Here is a 17,860-nt window from a genome sequence, read left to right as displayed (position 1 = left end):
CGACATCCACCGGTGGTCACCGGTCTCGGATGTCGCCTTTTCCGTGTGTTCCCTGCCGGGCCGGTCGGCCCCGCCGGGCTCCCCCTCGCATGAGACCCAACCCCTCACCAAGGATGTGTGGACATGCCCGAGAACATGACCCCCGACCAGATCCCGCACGCCGCGCGCATCATGGACTACTTCCTCGGAGGCTCCGAGAACCTCCCGGTGGACCGTGCCGCGGCGGACGGCATCGTGAAGCTGCTGCCCGGCGGCCCGCTGGGGGCGCGCGCGAACCGGCGCTTCCTCAACCGGGCGGTGCGCACCGCCACCCGGCGTGGCATCGGCCAGTTCCTGGACATCGGCAGCGGCATCCCCGCCGCGGCCGCCACGCACGAGGTGGCGCCCGAGGCCAAGGTCGTCTACGTCGACAACGACCCGGTCGTCGGCGACATCTCCCGCCGGCTGCTGGGGGAGACCTCGGACGGCAGGACCGCCTACGTCGACGCGGACTTCCGCGACCCGCAGTCGGTGCTGTCCGCCCCCGCGACCAAGGAACTGCTCGACCTCTCCCGGCCGGTGGCCGTGCTGCTGGGCGCGCTGCTGCACTTCGTCGTCGACTCCGAAGACCCCTACGGCACCGTCGAGCGCTACAAGGAGGCGCTGGCCCCCGGCAGCCTGCTCGTCCTCACCCACTCCAGCCCCGACTACGTCTCCGCGCCGGTGCGGGCCGCGGTCGACGAGTTGTACACGAACCTGCGTGTGGACCTCGCCTCGCGCTCCCGTGCGGAGATCACCCGGTTCGTGGCCACGGAGGGCTGGACCGTGCTCGAGCCGGGTGTGGTGTCCGTCAACGAGTGGGAGACGGACGAGGAGCGGGCCGACGACGCGGACTACCAGACCAACCGCGAGGACACCGCCGGCTTCGCCGCCGTCGCCGTGAAGAACTGACGCACCCGGACGCACCCGGACGCGGCCGGGCCGGCCTCCCGTGGGCCGGCCCCGTCGTGCGAGCCGGGTCGGAAAGTGTGAGGGTTTGGAATCTTTTTGTTTATCTGACACTGGGCTTGCGTTCCGCTGCCCCGCCGAGGCGTATCAAGGACCCATGCAGGAGGTGTAACGGGTTGCTTCGAGAAGCGGCGGTCGGATGGCAGGAAAACAAAAACGCTCCGAAAGGACCGTCGAGCGACTGGTGGTCGCCGCGGCCGAGCAGTTCGCTCAGCACGGCTACGTACGGGCCACGCTCGCCGACATCAGCCAGCACGCCGGAGTGACCAAGGGAGCGCTGTTCTTCCACTTCTCCACCAAGGACGTGGTGGCCATGGCCGTGCAGGAGCGCGGCCGGGAGGTCATGGAGCGCGCGGTGCTCCAACTGGAGGCGACCGGCGCCACCTATCTCCAGCTCGTCGTCGATCTGACCTACGAGCTGGGCCGGTTGCTGCGCGAGAACGTGTTCGTGCGGGCGTCGGTGCGGATCGCCCGGGAACGGGAACCGGGGGACGCCGGCGGGATCGTTGTCGGTCGTGCGCTGCCCGCCGACGACGGCACCGCGGACTTCTACGGGCAGTGGCTGGGGCGCCTGGGCGGCCTGCTCGACCAGGCCCGCCGGGCCGGAGAACTCGGGCACACCGTGGCGGAGTCGTCCGCGCGCACGCCGGTGGCGGCGGCGGTCTCCGGTCTGGAGACGCTGACCTGGCTGGGGGTGCCGGCGGACGAGTGCGAGACGTGGCTCGCCGATCTGTGGGAACTGACCCTGCCCGCGCTCGCGTCGGAGGACGGGCTGCGAGCGGTGCGGACCACGGCCCCGTCCGTGCTGTGAGGCCCGGGGACCGCTTCGTCGGGGACCGCTTCGTCAAAGACCTGAGTCGACGTCATGTCGGCGCTGCGGTCCCCCCATTGGCACGTGTACATGCCTGGCCTGCGCCTACCGGTCAGTCGGTCGGCTGCGCAACCCGCTCCCGCTCCAGCCCGTGCCCCCGCAACAGCCCGTGTCCCTGCTCCGCCGGGTGCCCGTGGACCAGCGGCGCGAGCCCCAGCTCCGCACGGCACTTGGGGGATCCGGCGGGCAGGAAGGCGTCCAGCCGCTCGGCCGGGACGATGCCCGGGAGCAGGTAGCGGAACATGTCGGCGACCCGCTCGTGCAGGTCCTCGCGGCCGGTGCGGACGTACGAGGTGAGCTGGAGGCCGGTGAACGAGCCGCACACGAACGTCGCCAGGTCGGTCACGTTGATCTCCGGGAAGAGGTCGCCGCGGCCCTGGGCGGGCGCCAGGCAGTCCCGCACGATGCTGATCCACGAGTTGTAGGGCGTGGGGTCGGGGTCGACGAACGAACCGAACTCCACCACCAGCCGTATCCCCGCGCGCAGCCGGACGTCGCTGCGCAGTCCGTGCGCCAGCCGGTGCCCCATGTCGATCACCGTCTGCACGCCCGGCATCAACTCGCCGGCGATCAGATCGGTGGACTGGAACTGCTCGTCCACCAACGCGCGGGCGAGGGCCTCCTTGGAGGCGAAGTGAAAGTACAGGGCGCCCTTCGTGACGCCCGCCTGCTGCGCGACGTCGCTCAGGCTCGTACCGCCGAACCCGGTCGCGTCGAATGCCGTCGCGGCTCCGTCGAGGATCGCCTGCCGGGTGATCTCGGCCCGTTCCTGCCTGGCCCTTGCCAACTTGCCCACCTCCTGTCCGGCGACATCCGGTGGCGGTCGCCCACCCCCGCCGGTGCCGCCGTGAGTCCCTTGGTAAAAGACTGCCATGTCCGACAGAAAAAAAACCAGTCAGCTAGTACGCTTACGGCAGCGGCGTTGCCATGCACGACGGCGGCCCATGTAAGCCCTGTCCTGTTCCGCTCGCGGAAGGCCACGTTCCTTTCGCGCCTCAGGAGGCACACGATGAGTGCACTTGTGCAAGCCGACCGGCAGGAATTTTTAACCCTCGAAAACGGGGAGGTCGACCTCTTCGAGCGCACGGTGCCGCGCTGGCTCGTGCACCGTGCCGCGGTCTCGGAGGTCCTCATCACAGGGGTGAGACCGCACAGACGGGACGTGTACCGCGTGGGAGCCCAATGGGCGCGCGGGCACAGCTACTACGGCCCGGTGGCGGGGCGCTGGCACGATCCCATGGTGCTAGCAGAATCGATACGCCAGGCCGGGCTGCTCCTGGCCCACCAGGCGCTCGGCATCGCTCAGGGCCATCAGTTCCTGACCAAGCACACCTCCTTCGAGATCACCGAGGAGGGGGCACGGCTGGCGGGGGCGCCGGCCAACGTGGTCCTCGAAGTGACGCTCAAGGACATCCGCTGCCGGCGGGAGCACGTCGTGTCGTTCGCCTGCGACGTGCTCGCGCACCGGGACGGCACGCTCATCGGGCACGGGTACGCCGCGAGCGACTGCGTGGCTCCCGCGGTGTACCGCAGGCTGCGCGGCGAGCGGGCCGAGGCACGTCCGGCGTGCACGCTCGTCCCGGCGGTCCGGCCCGAACTCGTGGGACGGAGCAAGGAGTTCGACGTCGTTCTGGGCGTGCCGGGCGGGGGGGCCGGCAGCGACCAGGGTTTCGACGTCCTGCTGGGCGCGCCGGGCGGGGAGGCCGGCGACGACCGGAGTGCGGTGCATCTGCTGCGCGTCGACCACACCCACCCGGTGCTGTTCGACCACCCGGTGGACCACGTGCCGGGCATGCTCGTCATGGAGGCCGCCCGGCAGGCGGCCCTGGCCCGCCTCGGGCTGCCGCAGGGGCTGCTGGTCGGCTGCGACGCCTTGTTCCACCGGTACGTCGAGCTGGACACGCCCTGCGTGGTCTCGGCGTCCGTACCGACGGTGGACGAACTGGGCCGCCGCAGCCTGACGGTGGAGTTCCACCAGTCCGGCAGCGTGGCCGGCGTCTGCACGGTCACCATCCTGGACACGGCGGCACAGCTCGCCTGAACACCTGAGGGGCGCCCCCCTTCCCGCGGCCCGCGGGGAGGGGGGCACGGCCATGTGCGGCGCGGGGTGGGGGAGGGGCGAGCCCGGCTGCGGCGTCGCCGGGGGCCGTACGCGTACGCCTCGCGCCGCCTCGTGCGGTGGTCCCGTCCGGACGGCGCCTGTGGGGCGTTGTGGACGGTGGCCGGCATGGGCCGACGTGTCCGTGAGACGCCGCCGGTACGCCGCTCCGGGCGAACGCCGGGCCGTGAACCGGGCGGCAGGGGCGTACAGGTGGGCCTGTGGTGGCCCCTGGTCGTGTCGCGCCGGATCGTCGAGGAGTGGTCCGCCACGCGGTAGGTGATGAAGGGCGCGCTCAGGTGGGGACGCCGGGCTGGGCGGGGGACGTGCGCGTGCGCCTTGTGGTGGCCGCTGGTCGGGCCGTGCCGGATCGTCGACGAGTGGCCCGTCGCGCGGAAGGTGAGCGCCGGGCGGTGGGGCACCGGAGGCGGCTCAGCCTCCTGCCTTCTCCGGTGTCCGGTGGGCCGGGGTCAGGGGCTTCGGGGGGATCACCAGGCGGTAGCCGATGCCGCGCACGGTCTCGATCCAGTCGCGGTTGCCCAGCTTGCTGCGCAGGGAGCCGACGTGGACGTCGAGGGTGCGGGTGGAGCCGAACCAGTTCTCGTCCCAGACCTGGGCCATGATGTCCTGCCGCCGGTGCACGGTGCCGGGTTCCTCCATGAGCATCGCCAGCAGGTCGAACTCCCGCCGGGTGACCGGGATCTCCTCGCCGTTCAGGGCGACGGTCCGGGTTCGCAGGTCGAGCCCCAGGGGGCCGGCGCTGAGCGTGTCGGCGGCGGACGTCAGGCCCTGCGCGGGCCCGTCCACGGCCCGCGGCGCCTCGCCGTGGCCCTCGTGCCAGGGGCAGTTGCCCGCGCGCCGGAACAGGGCCTGGATGCGGGCGCTCAACTCGTAGGAGCCCACCGGCTTGTACGCGAAGGCGTCGGCACCCATGTGGAACGCCATCACCCGGTCCAGTTCCTCGGCCCGGTCGCTCATCGCGAGGATCGGCACGCAGGAGCGCTCCCGGATCCGCCGGCACACCTCGTGCCCCGCGAGGTCCGGAAGGCTGAGTTCGAGCAGGACGAGCGACACGTCGTCCAGCAGGTCCAGCGCGTCGGCACCGGTCGCGGCGCGCAGCGCCATGAACCCGTGGACGGTCAGGGCCTGCGCGAGCGATTCGGCCACACCGTCATCGTCGTCGACGATCAGAACGGTCCTCATCGGTGTCTCCCAGCGCCGTGGCCCGCCCGCCTCGGAGGTCTCCGCCACGGGTCTGAAGGGTGGTCTAAAAAAACTGGTCGCACGGTATCTTCTGCTATGTTTATCAAACGGATCGGCCAGTCTTCAAGCCTTGCCGGAGGCCCCCGGCCCCGGCCCGGCGGCGGAACCAGCCCCTCCGGGGACGCCACCGGGCGCACCACCGGCCCAGGGCCCTGCCAGGCGACGAATTCAGGCCGTCTCACACTGTCCTGACGGTCCGTTCACACAACTGCAGATGCTTGTCCAAACCCTGAACGGACCTGCGTTGAAGCGCGTCGGGGCGGCCGCGAGCATGGAGGAAGTCTCAGGAGAACCCAGAGATTCGGGGGATCGGATGCACGAGGTTCGGCAACTCGCCGACGACCACAGGAGCAGGGAGTGCGTGCCCCTGTGCGGTCGGATCTGCGCCAAGTGCGTGGACCGGCTGCACCGGGAGTTACGCACGCTGCTCGAACTCTACGAAGAGAGCGATCAGGCCCTCACCCGGGCCACGCCCCACCTGCGCGAGCGGGTGAGCGGCAGCCGGAGCACCGTGGGCATCGTGCTGGACGACAACGCGGTGGCGCTGCGGGCCCAGGTCGGCGACGTACTCGCCCAGTGGGCCAGGCTGGTGGTGGACGAGCGGCGGGACCGCGCACCGCGGCTCCGGGAGCCCCGGCCGGCCGGCCTGGTGCGGTTTCTGCGGCAGCAGTTGCCGTGGCTGGCCGGCCACCCCGCGGCCGTCGACTTCGACGAGGAGGTCGCCGAACTGCTCGCCGCCCTCGGCAAGCTGTTCGGTCCCGGCCAGGTGCGCAGGTTCCCGCTCGGCTCCTGCCTGGAGCCCGGGTGCGACGGCTCGCTGCACGGCGTGATGTCCCAGGGCGGCGGCCGGGTGCCCAGCCATGTCACCTGCGACGCCGGGCACGCCCTGCCACCGCACCTGTGGATGCGCGTGGCCGACCGGCTGAAGGACGAAGCCGCGTGACGGAGGAGGAGAGCCGGAGACGACGGAGGGTCTCGACGGAACTGGCCGCCCTCGCCATGGGCGTGTCCGAGGCCACCATCCGCAAGTGGGCGAGCCGCCGGAAGATCACCCGATACGGCGGCCCGCAGCGGGCGGAGTACGACCTGGACGAACTGTTCCGGTTGACCCGCCGCGACGATTCCCAGTAATTCCCGATCTTCGGCAACGGCGCCGTGGAATAACACCTTCACCATTATCTGCCGACCATCATGACGGGCCCGTCAGGACCATCATGAAGAAAAAACGCGGATCCGTGCGGGGATCCCGTTGAGCAGCCCCCACGGCCTTCCCCCAGGCCGTGGGGGCTGCTTTTTCCGTTCACCGGCGATTCATCAAGTGGCTTCCGAAAACTCGGAGTTGACGAAGCTCGGGCCAAGGTGTCACACTTTTTCCGGCGCCTTCATGCCCTGACTCGAAATCCGTATCCACGTCGGTGTTCCCGACCTGGATGCGGATTTTTTGTTTCCCCGACGTTTCCCCGACTAGAGGAAGTGTGGTCGATGCCTGTTTCTACCTGGACGCCCGTCGGTCGCTGGACGGGTACGGTCACGCACGACGGCGAGGTGGACGACTACACGGTCACCTTCGCCCCGGACGGTTCCCTCTCGGTCACGACGAAGAAGAGCACCGGCACCGGCTCGTGGACCGTCACCAGCGACACCGAACTGGAGTTCTCCCTGCGCGAGGACTTCAACCTCGACGTCACCCAGATCAGCCCCAACGGCCACCACGCCGCGTACATACAGATCGACATCAGCGCCCGCCGCGACGGTGACTCGCTCACCGGCGAGGGCAAGGCCGTCGTGCACGGTCCGGACGACGCCGTGATCTACGGGACGGACGCCACCACCGAAGCGCGCCGGGTGTCATGACCCGCCTTCAGGCGGCGGACCCGGCCGCGCTGGCCGCCGAGATCGCCCGGCTCGCCGACCTCGCCGAGCTGCAGAAGCTCGCCGGCCGCTATCTGGCCAGCCTCGACGAGGGCGAGTTCGACGCGGCCTGGGCCACGTCCCTGTTCACCGAGGACATCGAGATGACGTTCCCGGTGGGCAGCCACCACGGGATCACCGGTGTCGGCGGTTTCACCGGCGAGATCATGGCGCGCTGGGGCCGCACGCATCACCACGGCTCCGACAGCTCGGTGGACCTCGACGGCGACCGGGCCGCGCTCAGCTGGAGCCTGATCGCGTCCCATGTGCACCACGGCTCGCCCCTGCCGCCGGACCCCTCCGAGTACTTCCAGCTCGGCGGCCGGTTCACCGGCACGGCCCGGCGCCTGCCCGACGGCTGGCGCTTCGACCGGCTGCGGCTGCGCATCTCGTGGACCACGGGCGCCGTGCCCCGGGGCGTGACCCAGGTCGACGTCAAGACGCTCGACACCCGTGGGAACACCGTCGCGGCCGCGTCAGCGGGTTCGGCGACCACGGCGCCGTAAGCAACTTCAGCGACTTCAGCAACTCCTGCAACTCCTGCAACTCCTGCAACTTCAGCGACATCAGCGACATCTGCGATGAAGGAGAACTGACGCATGCCCACCACGCTCACCGCCGAGCAGCAGCGCGAGGTCATCGAGAAGGTCTTCCACGAGGGCCTGGACCTCGGCGACCTCTCGGCCGCCGACCGCTACCTGACCGCGGACTTCCGCAACAACGGCAGCCACGACGACTCCATGCGCGGTCCGGAGGCGTTCAAGCACACCATCAAGATCCAGCAGTCCGCGTTCAGCGACATCCGCTACGAGATCCTCGACTTCATCTCGATGGGCGACAAGGCCGCGATCCGCTGGGTGATGCACGGCAGGCACACCGGCTCGTTCATCGGCATCCCGGCGACCGGGTTGCAGGTGCAGCACCAGGCGATCATCTGGTTCCGCTTCGAGGGCGACCGGATCGCCGAGCGCTGGGGCATCGTCGACAACTTCACCCTGGAGCGTTTCCTGAAGTCCGGTGGCAAGCCGGTCGGCCCCCTGACGCCGGCCGGCGCGAACGGCGGTCCCGGCGCGGGCAAGCCGGCCGCCTGACCCACGCCCCGGATCCGGACGGGCGCCCGCCGTGGTGTGACGGCGCGGCGCCCGTCCGGCGTTCAGAGGCGACAAGACAGCTCAGAGGGAGGGAAGATCCGTGCCGATCGACAGGAAAGTGGCCCGCTTCAACCGGAAGTTCGCCAACCACCTGGTGGGCCCGCTGTTCAGCCGGCTGCCGGGGTTCGGAAAGGTGCACCACCGCGGCCGCAGGTCGGGCCGCGAGTTCGCCACGCCGGTCAAGCTGTTCCGGCGCGGCGAGGACATCATCATCACGCTGCCGTACGGGCCGGGCTCCGACTGGGTCAAGAACGTGCTGGCGGCGGGCGGTTGCGAGATCACCACCCGGGGGCGGCGCGTCCAGGTCACCAGCCCGGTGGTCTTCACCGACGACGGCACCACCAAGATGCCGGCCCTGACCCGCCGCATCCTGTCCAGGGTCGACGCGAAGGAGTTCCTGGCGCTGACTCCGGTGCCCGCGCCGCGCCCGGCGGTCCGGCGATGAGCGCGTCCGTACTGGTGACGCGTCCCGTGCGGGTCACGCTGCTGGTCGGCTCGGCCCGGGAGGGACGGCTCGCGCCGGACGTCGCGGGCTGGTTCGCCCGGGTGGCCGCCCGCCGTGACGACCTGGTGCTCGACGTCGTCGACGTGGCCGAGCACCTGCTGCCCGCGAGCCTCGACGCGGAGCACCCCGCGGCGGCGGCCCTGCGCCCCCGGCTGACCGGGGCCGAGGCCTACGTCGTGGTCGTGCCGGAGTACAACCGCAGCGTGCCCGGCCCGCTGAAGACACTGATCGACAGCTTCCAGGCCGAGTGGCAGGCCAAGCCGGTCGGCTTCGTCGGCTACGGGCTCGGCTCGGCCGGCGGGGTGCGCGCGATCGAGCATCTGCGGCAGATCTTCGCCGAGTTCCACTGCGTGGGGATGAAGGACATCGTCACCTTCCCCCGGATCCTCGAACACTACGACGCCGAAGGCCGCTTCCCCGCCGATCCCGAGGGCGCGGAATCCGCGGTCAAGCTCATGCTCGACCAGCTGCTGTGGTGGGCCCGCGCGCTGCGCGAGGCGAAGGCGGCACGCCCGTACGCCTCCTGACGTGACGTCAGTGACACCGGACACCCGCGCGCTTTTCCTTCCCGAACCCTCCACAGGAGACGTGTGATGGCCGCTGTTCCCGATCCCCTCCCCGATCTGCTGACGGCCGTGCCCGCGGTGATCCTGGCCTGCCGGGCCGGTGCCCAGCTCGTGCGGCGGCTCGGGCAGCCGCCCGTGGTGGGCGAGATCGTCGTGGGGATCCTGTTCGGTCCCTCGCTGCTGGGCTGGCTGTGGCCGGCCGCGCAGGCCTGGCTCTTCCCGCAGTCCGTCCTGCCGTACATCGGTGTGCTGGGCAACATCGGGCTGCTCGCCTTCATGTTCCTCGTCGGGCTGGAACTGGATCTGAAGGCGCTGCGCGGCCACAGCCGCACGGCGGTGGCCGTGTCCCAGGCCAGCATCGCGGTGCCGTTGCTGCTGGGCACCCTGCTGGCCTTCGGCATGTACGACACCTTCGCGCCCGCGGGCACCGACAGGCCGGCGTTCGTGCTGTTCATCGCGGTGTCGATGAGCATCACCGCCTTCCCCGTCCTCGCCCGCATCCTCACCGACCGGGGCCTGTACCGGACCCGGGTGGGGGCGCTGGCGATGGCCTGCGCGGCGGTGGACGACGTGACCGCCTGGTGCCTGCTCGCGGCCGTGGTCGCCGTGACGAAGAGCAGCTCGCCCACGGAGGCGCTCGTCACCGCCGGGTACGCCCTGGCGTTCACGCTGGCCATGTTCTACCTCGTGCGTCCGGTGCTGCGCCGCTGGGCGGGGCGGGCCGAGCGCAAGTACGCCGACGGGGTGCTGCTGGTCGTGCTGTTCAGCGGGCTGTGCCTGAGCGCGTACGCCACCGAGGAGATCGGCGTGCACGCGCTGTTCGGCGCGTTCCTGTTCGGCGTGATCACCCCTCGGGGCCGGCGGAAGATCGAGGCCACCGCGGCCCGGCTGCGGGCCTTCACCGTGCCGGTGCTGCTGCCGCTCTTCTTCGTCTCCACCGGCCTGCGGACCGACGTGTCGCTGCTGGGCGGGGACCCGGAGCTGTGGCTGTGGGCCGGCGCCGTGCTCGCCGTCGCCGTGGCCGGCAAGTGGGGCGGCGGCTCGGTCGCGGCCCGGCTCGCGGGCCAGCGCTGGCGGGACGCGATGTCGATCGGCGCGCTGATGAACTGCCGCGGCCTGACCGAACTGGTCGTGCTGAACATCGGCCTCGGCCTCGGGGTCATCGGCCCCGACCTGTTCACGATCCTCGTGTTGATGGCGCTGGTCACGACGGCCGCGACCTCGCCGGCGCTGAGCCGGATCCGCCGCGGCATGGGGGATCTGGATCCCGCCCGGGATCCGTCCAGAACCGGCCAAGAAGAGCCGGTGCTGGAGTCCGCGGGAACCCGCTGAAACCGCTTCCGACCTGCTCGTTCCACCATTACTTGGATAGTAGATGGTTGGCTAGTTGTTAGTTGGACGCATTGATGGATAAGTAAGTTGACGATACTCTCGCGGTACGGCAACGCAGCAGTGAGGCACTGAGGGAGACAGCGATGAGCCAGCAGTTCAAGAACCTCGACATGACGATGATGTTCGCCATCCACGACGCCCTCCGGCGCGAGCTGGAGCGGATCGCGCGGATCACGGCCCGGGTCGACGAGGACCCCCGCCATGTGCTGAGCACCGCGGTCGGATGGGAGCTGTTCAAGAAGTTCCTCACCATCCACCACACGTCCGAGGACGTCACCGTGTGGCCCGTGATGCAGCAGGCCCTGGCCGGCAAGCCCGACGAGCTGGCCCTGCTGGACGCGATGGAGGCCGAGCACGCCGTCATCGACCCGCTGCTCGCCGACATCGACGCGGCCCTCGCCGACCGCGACTCCGGCCTGGAGCGCCTCGGCGGCCTCACCGACACCCTCTGCACGCAGCTCGGCGGTCACCTCGACCACGAGGAGCGGGACGCGCTCCAGCTGATGGACATCACCATGAGCGCGGAGCAGTGGGCGGCCTTCAGCGCCGAGCAGCGCACCCGCGTCGGCGACGACTCGCGGTACTACCTGCCCTGGCTGCTCGACGACATGACCGCCGCCAAGCTCACCGGAATCCTCGGCAAGATGCCCGAGCCGCTGCGCAACGCCTACGAGACCGAATGGCGCGCCGCCTACGAGGCGCTGGACATCTGGGGCACCAAGGCCGGCTCGGCCGCCCGCTGACCCGAGAACCCCGCGTCCGGGGGTCTCCGCTTCCGCGCCCCCGGACCCCCGCGGTACCCACCCCCCTCAACCAGAGACATCGGAGAGAGCTCATGTCGCTGCAAGACCGCACCCAGGCCGTCCCCAGGGCCGCGGCACCGCCGCAGAAGGACGGCAAGCTCGGCCTCGCGCTGCTGGTCATCGCCGCAGCACAGCTGATGCTCGTCCTGGACAACACGATCGTGGCGGTCGCCCTGCCGAGCATGCAGAGCGCCCTCGGCCTCAGCGAGGCCGGCCTCGGCTGGGTCGTCACCGCCTACGCCCTCGCCTTCGGCGGACTGCTGCTGGCCGGTGGCCGCGCGGGTGACCTGTTCGGCCGCCGGCTGGTCTTCCGGATCGGCCTGGTCATCTTCACCGCCGCCTCCCTGCTCGGCGGCCTGGCCACCACCGGCGAGCTGCTGATCGCCGCCCGGCTGCTGCAAGGTCTGGGCGCCGCGATCGCCGCGCCCACCGCGCTGTCCCTGCTGGCCACCACCTTCCCGGCGGGCCCGGCCCGCAACAAGGCGCTCGGTGTCTACGGCGCGATGGGCGGCCTCGGCTCCGTCGTCGGCCTGCTGCTCGGCGGCGCCCTGACCGAGTACCTGAACTGGCGCTGGGTGATGTTCGTCAACATCCCGATCGCCCTCGCCGTCCTGGTCGGCACCGGCGTCCTCGTCGAGGGCGGCCGCGAGCGCGGCAAGGTCGACGTGCCGGGTGCCTTCGCCGCCACCTTCGGCTTCGGCGCCCTGGTCTACGGCATCACCCGCGCCGGTGAGGAAGGCCTCGACGACACCACCACGCTGATCTCCCTCGGCGTCGCACTGGTCCTGCTGGTCGCCTTCGTCGCGATCCAGCGCACCGCGCGGGCGCCGATGATCCCCGGCGGTGTGCTGGCCGACAAGGGCCGCGTCGGCGCCAACGTGGTGATGTTCCTGGTCGGCGCGGGCATGCTCGCCACCTTCTACTTCCTGACCCTCTACATGCAGCTGGTCAAGGGCTACGACCCGATGATCACCGGCGTCGCCTACCTGCCGTACGCGGTGGGCATGCTGCTCGCCGCCGGCGGCATCGGCCCGCAGCTGCTGGCCCGGCTGTCCGAGCGCACCGTGATCTCCGTCGGTCTGACCATCGGCATCCTCGGCATGGTCTGGTTCAGCCTGCTGGCCCCGGACCAGAACCCCTGGGTCGCGCTGCTGCCCGCTCAGCTGGTCTCCGGTCTCGGCCTCGGCATGGTCTTCGTCGCCGTCACCATCATCAGCGTCCGCGGGGTCGCGCCGCAGGAGACCGGTGCCGCGTCCGGCCTGGTCAACACCGCCCAGCAGATCGGTGGCGCGATCGGCCTCGCCGCGCTGGCCGCGGCGGCGACCGTGATCACGCAGAACGAGTCCGAGCCCACCACGTCCGACGCCCTGACCACCGGCTACTCGTACGGCTTCCTGCTCGGTGGCGCTCTCTACCTGCTGGCCCTGCTGACGGCGCTGCTCACCGCGCCGAAGTCGGCACCCCAGCCGCAGCAGGACGGGGCCCAGCCCCCCGTCGCGCTGTGACCCACCCCGGCGGCCCCGCCCCTTCCCCCGCGGCGGGGCCGCCGGTCCTCTCCCCCCACACCACGAGCCCGGAAAGAGGCGCCGAGATGCCCCAGCCCGCGCGGAACACCCAGGTCGAGCAGTCCACGTCGCACAGTGGTCCGGGGAACAGCGGTCCGGAGAACCGTTCCCTCGCCGTGTGGGAGCTCGCCGACCTCGTCACCCCCATGGCCGTGCGCGTGGCCGCCACCTACCGGGTCGCCGACCACATCGCGGCCGGCCGGACCACCGCCGAGGACATCGCCCGCGCCGAGCACCTGCACGCCGGGGCGCTGGAGCGGGTCCTGCGGCACCTGGTCACCGTCGGGGTCCTCACCGTGAGCGGCCCGGCGTACGGACTGTCCGGCCTCGGTGAGCAGCTGCGCACCGACCACCCCGGCGGCCAGCACCGCCTCGTCGACCTCGACGGCGCCCTCGGCCGCGGCGACCTCAGCCTCGTCGAGCTGGCCCACGTGGTGCGCACCGGCGAGCCCGCGTACCCCGTCCGCTACGGCGTGCCGTACTGGGACGACCTGGCCGCCGACCGGGCGCTGGCGGAGTCCTTCGACGCGATCATGGCGGACAACCTCGCCCGGGACGTGCCCTCGATCGCGGCGGCCTACGACTGGTCCGCGCTGGGCCACGTCCACGACCTCGGCGGCGGCAGCGGTGTCCTGCTCGCCGGGCTGCTCACGGCCCACCCGCCGCTGCGGGGCACGGTCGTGGACCTCAAGGCCACCGCCAACGGGGCGGCGGACCGTTTCCGGGCGCTCGGCCTGGAGGACCGGGCCGACGTCGTCGACGGCAGCTTCTTCGACGAGCTGCCCGCCGGCGGCGGGGGCTACGTCCTCTCCTCCGTCCTGCACAACTGGTCCGACGAGGACGCCCTGCGCATCCTGCGCCGCTGCGCCGACGCCGTCGCCGGCGGCGACGGCCGGGTGCTGGTCGTCGAGGAGACCGGCGAGCGGCCCGAGACGGCCATGGACCTCAGGATGCTCGCCTACTTCGCCGGCGTGGAGCGTGGCGTCGACGAACTCATCCGTCTCGCCGGCCGGGCGGGCCTGAAGCTGACCGGCGTGTTCGAGGCCGGCAGCCAGGCCGCCGGTGTCCGGTCGGTGCTCGAACTGGTCCCGCAGCACGTCACCCCCTGAATTTCCGGACCGCGGTGCACCCGAGGGGACGGCGGGTGCACCGCACTTATACTCGGGCAGGAGGTGCTGTTTTGCGGCGTGCACGCGACGAGGTCCAGGAACCGGTGAACCCGGTGGGTGCGGTCACTCCCCTCACCAGGACGGAGGAGACCGCGGAGGTCCCGGGACCCCTCCCGGAGTCGCTCGCCGGCTATGTCAGCTACCTCCTGCGCCGGGTCCACGCGCAGTTCTCCGCGACCCCCGACGGCACCGGCACCGACTCCCGCGACTTCCTCGTCCTCGACGCCCTCACCGGCCAGGACTGGGCCTCCCAGCTCGACCTCGCCGAACGCCTCGGCATCAACCGCACGATCATGGTCCAGGTCATCGACCGCCTGGAGGCCCGCGGCGAGGTCCGGCGCACCCGCAACCCCGACAACCGGCGCCAGTACGTCCTGTCCCTGACCGACCGCGGGCGCACCGCCCTCGGCTCCATGCGCCGGGCCGTCGCCGAGCGGGACGCGCAGCTGACCGCCGTCCTCGGCCCCGAGGAGCGCGCACGGCTCGACGAACTGCTGGCCCGGCTGCTGCCCGAGTCGGCGCAGCCGCTGGTGCGGGGCACCGAGTACCTGGTGGCGCAGGCCCATTTCCGGCTGCGCCGGCACGGCGACGACAAGCTCACCGGCACCGGCCTGCGCGTCCGCCACTACGGCCCCCTGTCCGCCCTCGTCGCCTCCGGCCCGTGTTCCCAGCAGGAACTCGCCCGGTTCCTCGCCGTCACCGGGCCGGCCGCCTCGCAGCTCGTCGACGAACTCGTCAAGCAGGGGCTGGTCCGCCGCGGCCGCGACGCCCACGACCGGCGGCGGTACGCCCTGGAGGTCACCGACGACGGCCGGAGGTCACTCGCCGTCGTCACCGCGGCCGTGCACGAACTCGCCCACGACGTGGCCGAGATGCTCGGTCCCGGCGGCGAGGACGAACTGCGGGCCATGCTGCTGCGACTGCTGGAGGCGGGCGAGCATTCCGCCGGACATCCTGATTCCAGCGGTGATATCAGCAGTGCTGCCGGCGGCGAATCCGGTGGTGAATCCGGCGGCGAATCCGGTGGTGAATCGGGCAGTGAATCCGGTGGTGAATCCGGCGGGCATTCCGGAAGCGATCTCTCCGAAAACTCCAAGTCGACCGTTCCGGCCAGGGGTTGACCCTCTGGCCAGAACCTGTCACGCTTAATTCAGCGGTTACCTCACGCCTTTTTCCACGGCTCTTCATTCTCCGAATGAAGGGCCTTTTTTCATGCGGTGTTCCGCCCCGAAGAAGGAGACAGTTCATGGTCACGAAGATGACCGAGGGCGCGACGGAATCGGCACGCATACCCGAGGAGATGACATTCGACGTCGTCGTCCTGGGTTCGGGCCTGGCCGGCTCCGTGACCGGTGCGATCCTGGCCAAGCACGGCGCGCGGGTCCTGCTGGTCGACGCGACCGCCCACCCGCGCTTCGCCGTCGGCGAGTCCATGACCCCGCAGCTCGTGGAGTGGATCCACATCCTCTCCGAGCGCCACGACATCCCCGAGCTGAAGAGCCTGTCCAGCGTCCAGGCCTCCACCCGTGACATCGGCCCGACCTTCGGCACCAAGGCGCACTTCGGCTTCATCAAGCACGAGGTGGGCCAGGAACCCGACCCGCGGGCCGCCACCCAGCTGGCGCTGCCCAAGATCTTCCACCAGAACAGCCACATGCACCGCCAGGACAGCGACTCGTTCATGTTCCACGTGGCGATCAAGTACGGCTGCACCCCCCGGCAGAACTGGCGTGCGAGCGAGGTCGACTTCGACGACGACGGTGTGACCGTCACCGGGAAGAGCGCCGCGCCGGGCGCCCAGCCCGAGCAGTACCGGGCCAAGTACCTGGTGGACGCCTCCGGTTTCCGCTCGCCGCTCGCCGACAAGTTCGACCTGCGCGAGAAGCCGGCCCGGTTCAAGCACCACAGCCGCTCGATGTTCACGCACTACGTCGGCATCAAGCGGTTCGACGACGTCAGCGGCCACCCCAAGGACCTGCGCCCGCCGGCCGACTGGCACACCGGCACCCTGCACCACATGATCGAGCGCGGCTGGTTCTGGATCATCCCGTTCGACAACCACGACAAGTCCCGCAACCCGCTGTGCAGCGTGGGCCTGACCGTGGACGAGCGCACCTACCCCAAGCCCAAGGACCTCACCCCGGAGCAGGAGTTCCAGCTCTGGCTCGACAAGTACCCGGCGGTCAAGCGCCAGTTCGACGGTGCGACCCGGGTGCGCGAGTGGGTGTCCACGGACCGGCTCCAGTACTCCTCGAAGCAGACCATCGGCGACCGCTGGTGCCTGATGTCGCACGCGGCCGGCTTCATCGACGCGCTGTACTCCCGCGGGCTGTCCAACACCTTCGAGGTGGTCGACGCGCTGACCTCCCGGCTGCTGGTCGCGCTCAAGGACGGCGACTTCTCCGCCGAGCGCTTCGAGTACGTCGAGCGACTGGAGCAGGGGCTGCTCCAGTACAACGACGAACTGGTCAACAGCTCCTTCATCGCCTTCTCCCACTTCCGCCTGTGGAACGCGGTGTTCCGGGTGTGGGGCTCCTTCATCACCCCCGGCACCATGCGGCTCACCCGGGCCCGGCTGAACCATGCCCGCGACGGCCGCAAGAAGCACTTCGAGGAACTGGAGCAGGTGCCGTACCCGGGTCTGTGGTGGCCGCAGTCCGACTCCTTCAAGCGGATCCTCGACACCACCGCCGAGGCCTGCGAGAAGTACGAGGCGGGCGCGATCACCGGCGACGAGGCCGCCGACATCATCTTCGAGACCCTGCGGAACTCGCCCATCGTCAACCCGGTCTTCGGCTGGAAGGACGAGAAGCAGCGCTTCATTTACCCCTCGGTGCCGACGATGGCCCGCTTCCTGTTCTGGGCGTCGGTGCAGGCCCCGTCGGAGATGAACGCCGTCGGCCGGGAGTTCCTGCTCGGCATCGTCAAGGCCGGCTCGAAGGTTCGCAAGCTCCTCTGATCCGCGCGGCACACCCACGACACCCCCCATGGAAGGGATGAGCATGTCCGCAGCAGCGCGGTCGCTGACCCGCACCCCTGAGCGACAGCCCATCGAGCCGCTGAATCTGCGCCGCGTGTGCGGCCTGTTCACGACCGGCGTCACGGTGGTCTCCACCGGGCCGAGCGGCCGGGCCGAGGGCACCACCGTGAACTCCTTCACCTCGGTCTCGCTGGATCCCCCGCTGGTGCTGTTCTGTCTGCACAAGCAGTCCCGGCTGCACGACCTGCTCCAGGAGAGCGGCGGCTTCACCGTCAACTTCCTGTCCGGGCAGCAGCAGCCGCTGGCACGCTACTTCGCCGAGAAGCGGCCCGACGCGTTCTCGGCGGTCCCGCACCACTTCACCACGGACGGACTGCCCGCGCTCAGCGAGGCGCTGGCCTACATCGCCTGCACCACGGTCGACGTGCACGCGGCAGGCGACCACGACATCGTCATCGGCGAAGTCGTGGAGCTGGGCGCTCCCCGGGACGGCCAGGAACCGTTGATCTTCTTCGACGGGTCGCTGGGTCCCCTGGAGACGGCGGCCGGCCGGTTCAGCCGGGCCGGCGAGCCGCCGGCAGCGGCCCGGGTGTCCTGAC

20 protein-coding genes are annotated in these 17,860 nt (G+C 70.7%); 18 read left to right on the top strand and 2 right to left on the bottom strand.

Annotation, left to right across the window (positions count from 1 at the left end; translation table 11 throughout):
• Window positions 1–123: 123 nt before the first annotated feature.
• Window positions 124–930, top strand: a complete 807-nt coding sequence (locus ACIP2X_RS35635) for an SAM-dependent methyltransferase (protein WP_401681735.1) — start codon at window positions 124–126, stop codon at window positions 928–930.
• A 196-nt stretch (window positions 931–1,126) separates the two neighbouring features.
• Window positions 1,127–1,798 carry a ScbR family autoregulator-binding transcription factor gene (locus ACIP2X_RS35630; protein ID WP_401681732.1) on the top strand — a complete coding sequence of 224 codons (672 nt, stop codon included), beginning with the start codon at window positions 1,127–1,129 and terminating at the stop codon, window positions 1,796–1,798.
• Window positions 1,799–1,910: 112 nt separating this feature from the next.
• On the opposite strand, the gene ACIP2X_RS35625 is transcribed toward ACIP2X_RS35630, so the two are convergent.
• The gene (locus ACIP2X_RS35625) at window positions 1,911–2,645 is read right to left on the bottom strand and encodes a ScbR family autoregulator-binding transcription factor (RefSeq protein ID WP_401681729.1); all 735 of its coding nucleotides are present in this window, start codon (window positions 2,643–2,645) and stop codon (window positions 1,911–1,913) included.
• A gap of 222 nt (window positions 2,646–2,867) precedes the next feature.
• Between ACIP2X_RS35625 and ACIP2X_RS35620 the strand changes: the two genes are divergently transcribed.
• On the top strand, window positions 2,868–3,899 hold the full coding sequence (locus ACIP2X_RS35620; RefSeq protein WP_401681726.1) for a ScbA/BarX family gamma-butyrolactone biosynthesis protein: 1,032 nt from the start codon (window positions 2,868–2,870) through the stop codon (window positions 3,897–3,899).
• A 186-nt stretch (window positions 3,900–4,085) separates the two neighbouring features.
• Window positions 4,086–4,235, top strand: a complete 150-nt coding sequence (locus ACIP2X_RS35615) for a hypothetical protein (RefSeq protein ID WP_401681724.1) — start codon at window positions 4,086–4,088, stop codon at window positions 4,233–4,235.
• Window positions 4,236–4,388: 153 nt separating this feature from the next.
• On the opposite strand, the gene ACIP2X_RS35610 is transcribed toward ACIP2X_RS35615, so the two are convergent.
• Complete coding sequence (locus ACIP2X_RS35610) at window positions 4,389–5,159, bottom strand: response regulator transcription factor (protein ID WP_401681722.1); 771 nt, start codon at window positions 5,157–5,159, stop codon at window positions 4,389–4,391.
• 373 nt (window positions 5,160–5,532) lie between these two features.
• Here ACIP2X_RS35610 and ACIP2X_RS35605 point away from each other — a divergent pair, with 373 nt between their 5' ends.
• The 14 genes from ACIP2X_RS35605 (at window position 5,533) to ACIP2X_RS35540 (ending at window position 17,859) form a co-directional block, all read left to right on the top strand.
• Entirely contained in the window at window positions 5,533–6,162 is a 630-nt protein-coding gene (locus ACIP2X_RS35605; protein WP_401681719.1) for a hypothetical protein, read from the top strand.
• Complete coding sequence (locus ACIP2X_RS35600) at window positions 6,159–6,350, top strand: hypothetical protein (RefSeq protein WP_401681716.1); 192 nt, start codon at window positions 6,159–6,161, stop codon at window positions 6,348–6,350. Before ACIP2X_RS35605 ends, ACIP2X_RS35600 begins: the two co-directional genes overlap by 4 nt.
• Window positions 6,351–6,701: 351 nt before the next feature.
• Complete coding sequence (locus ACIP2X_RS35595) at window positions 6,702–7,073, top strand: dehydrogenase (protein WP_401681714.1); 372 nt, start codon at window positions 6,702–6,704, stop codon at window positions 7,071–7,073.
• Window positions 7,070–7,636 carry a nuclear transport factor 2 family protein gene (locus ACIP2X_RS35590; protein WP_401681711.1) on the top strand — a complete coding sequence of 189 codons (567 nt, stop codon included), beginning with the start codon at window positions 7,070–7,072 and terminating at the stop codon, window positions 7,634–7,636. The genes ACIP2X_RS35595 and ACIP2X_RS35590 overlap by 4 nt, the downstream gene beginning before the upstream one ends.
• Window positions 7,637–7,729: 93 nt before the next feature.
• The gene (locus tag ACIP2X_RS35585; RefSeq protein ID WP_401681708.1) at window positions 7,730–8,221 is read left to right on the top strand and encodes an ester cyclase; all 492 of its coding nucleotides are present in this window, start codon (window positions 7,730–7,732) and stop codon (window positions 8,219–8,221) included.
• Between the two features lie 100 nt (window positions 8,222–8,321).
• Window positions 8,322–8,726 carry a nitroreductase family deazaflavin-dependent oxidoreductase gene (locus tag ACIP2X_RS35580; protein WP_401681705.1) on the top strand — a complete coding sequence of 135 codons (405 nt, stop codon included), beginning with the start codon at window positions 8,322–8,324 and terminating at the stop codon, window positions 8,724–8,726.
• Window positions 8,723–9,313 carry an NADPH-dependent FMN reductase gene (locus ACIP2X_RS35575; protein WP_401681702.1) on the top strand — a complete coding sequence of 197 codons (591 nt, stop codon included), beginning with the start codon at window positions 8,723–8,725 and terminating at the stop codon, window positions 9,311–9,313. The genes ACIP2X_RS35580 and ACIP2X_RS35575 overlap by 4 nt, the downstream gene beginning before the upstream one ends.
• A 66-nt stretch (window positions 9,314–9,379) precedes the next feature.
• Window positions 9,380–10,684 carry a cation:proton antiporter gene (locus tag ACIP2X_RS35570; RefSeq protein WP_401681699.1) on the top strand — a complete coding sequence of 435 codons (1,305 nt, stop codon included), beginning with the start codon at window positions 9,380–9,382 and terminating at the stop codon, window positions 10,682–10,684.
• Window positions 10,685–10,827: 143 nt separating this feature from the next.
• Window positions 10,828–11,487 (top strand): hemerythrin domain-containing protein, encoded by a 660-nt coding sequence (locus ACIP2X_RS35565; protein WP_401681697.1) that lies wholly within the window; start codon window positions 10,828–10,830, stop codon window positions 11,485–11,487.
• A 92-nt stretch (window positions 11,488–11,579) separates the two neighbouring features.
• A complete protein-coding gene (locus tag ACIP2X_RS35560) occupies window positions 11,580–13,052 on the top strand; it encodes an MFS transporter (RefSeq protein WP_401681694.1) in 1,473 nt (490 codons plus the stop codon).
• Between the two features lie 86 nt (window positions 13,053–13,138).
• Window positions 13,139–14,221 carry a methyltransferase gene (locus ACIP2X_RS35555; RefSeq protein WP_401681692.1) on the top strand — a complete coding sequence of 361 codons (1,083 nt, stop codon included), beginning with the start codon at window positions 13,139–13,141 and terminating at the stop codon, window positions 14,219–14,221.
• A 71-nt stretch (window positions 14,222–14,292) separates the two neighbouring features.
• A complete protein-coding gene (locus ACIP2X_RS35550) occupies window positions 14,293–15,402 on the top strand; it encodes a MarR family winged helix-turn-helix transcriptional regulator (protein WP_401681688.1) in 1,110 nt (369 codons plus the stop codon).
• Window positions 15,403–15,527: 125 nt separating this feature from the next.
• Entirely contained in the window at window positions 15,528–17,240 is a 1,713-nt protein-coding gene (locus tag ACIP2X_RS35545; protein WP_401681686.1) for an NAD(P)/FAD-dependent oxidoreductase, read from the top strand.
• A 43-nt stretch (window positions 17,241–17,283) separates the two neighbouring features.
• A complete protein-coding gene (locus tag ACIP2X_RS35540; RefSeq protein WP_401681683.1) occupies window positions 17,284–17,859 on the top strand; it encodes a flavin reductase family protein in 576 nt (191 codons plus the stop codon).
• Window position 17,860 lies beyond the last annotated feature (1 nt).

Source organism: Streptomyces sp. NPDC089424, assembly GCF_044749345.1.
Lineage (GTDB): Bacteria > Actinomycetota > Actinomycetes > Streptomycetales > Streptomycetaceae > Streptomyces.
The sequence above is the reverse complement of the archived record's forward strand: the minus strand, read 5'-3'. Positions and strand labels throughout refer to the sequence as shown.

Coding starts and splice junctions, on each gene's coding strand:
- ACIP2X_RS35545 (WP_401681686.1), top strand. CDS start 15,528: ATGGTCACGAAGATGACCGAGGGCGCGACGGAATCGGCACGCATACCC.
- ACIP2X_RS35610 (WP_401681722.1), bottom strand. CDS start 5,159: ATGAGGACCGTTCTGATCGTCGACGACGATGACGGTGTGGCCGAATCG.
- ACIP2X_RS35560 (WP_401681694.1), top strand. CDS start 11,580: ATGTCGCTGCAAGACCGCACCCAGGCCGTCCCCAGGGCCGCGGCACCG.
- ACIP2X_RS35605 (WP_401681719.1), top strand. CDS start 5,533: ATGCACGAGGTTCGGCAACTCGCCGACGACCACAGGAGCAGGGAGTGC.
- ACIP2X_RS35540 (WP_401681683.1), top strand. CDS start 17,284: ATGTCCGCAGCAGCGCGGTCGCTGACCCGCACCCCTGAGCGACAGCCC.
- ACIP2X_RS35565 (WP_401681697.1), top strand. CDS start 10,828: ATGAGCCAGCAGTTCAAGAACCTCGACATGACGATGATGTTCGCCATC.
- ACIP2X_RS35575 (WP_401681702.1), top strand. CDS start 8,723: ATGAGCGCGTCCGTACTGGTGACGCGTCCCGTGCGGGTCACGCTGCTG.
- ACIP2X_RS35590 (WP_401681711.1), top strand. CDS start 7,070: ATGACCCGCCTTCAGGCGGCGGACCCGGCCGCGCTGGCCGCCGAGATC.
- ACIP2X_RS35620 (WP_401681726.1), top strand. CDS start 2,868: ATGAGTGCACTTGTGCAAGCCGACCGGCAGGAATTTTTAACCCTCGAA.
- ACIP2X_RS35615 (WP_401681724.1), top strand. CDS start 4,086: ATGGGCCGACGTGTCCGTGAGACGCCGCCGGTACGCCGCTCCGGGCGA.
- ACIP2X_RS35585 (WP_401681708.1), top strand. CDS start 7,730: ATGCCCACCACGCTCACCGCCGAGCAGCAGCGCGAGGTCATCGAGAAG.
- ACIP2X_RS35570 (WP_401681699.1), top strand. CDS start 9,380: ATGGCCGCTGTTCCCGATCCCCTCCCCGATCTGCTGACGGCCGTGCCC.
- ACIP2X_RS35595 (WP_401681714.1), top strand. CDS start 6,702: ATGCCTGTTTCTACCTGGACGCCCGTCGGTCGCTGGACGGGTACGGTC.
- ACIP2X_RS35635 (WP_401681735.1), top strand. CDS start 124: ATGCCCGAGAACATGACCCCCGACCAGATCCCGCACGCCGCGCGCATC.
- ACIP2X_RS35630 (WP_401681732.1), top strand. CDS start 1,127: ATGGCAGGAAAACAAAAACGCTCCGAAAGGACCGTCGAGCGACTGGTG.
- ACIP2X_RS35555 (WP_401681692.1), top strand. CDS start 13,139: ATGCCCCAGCCCGCGCGGAACACCCAGGTCGAGCAGTCCACGTCGCAC.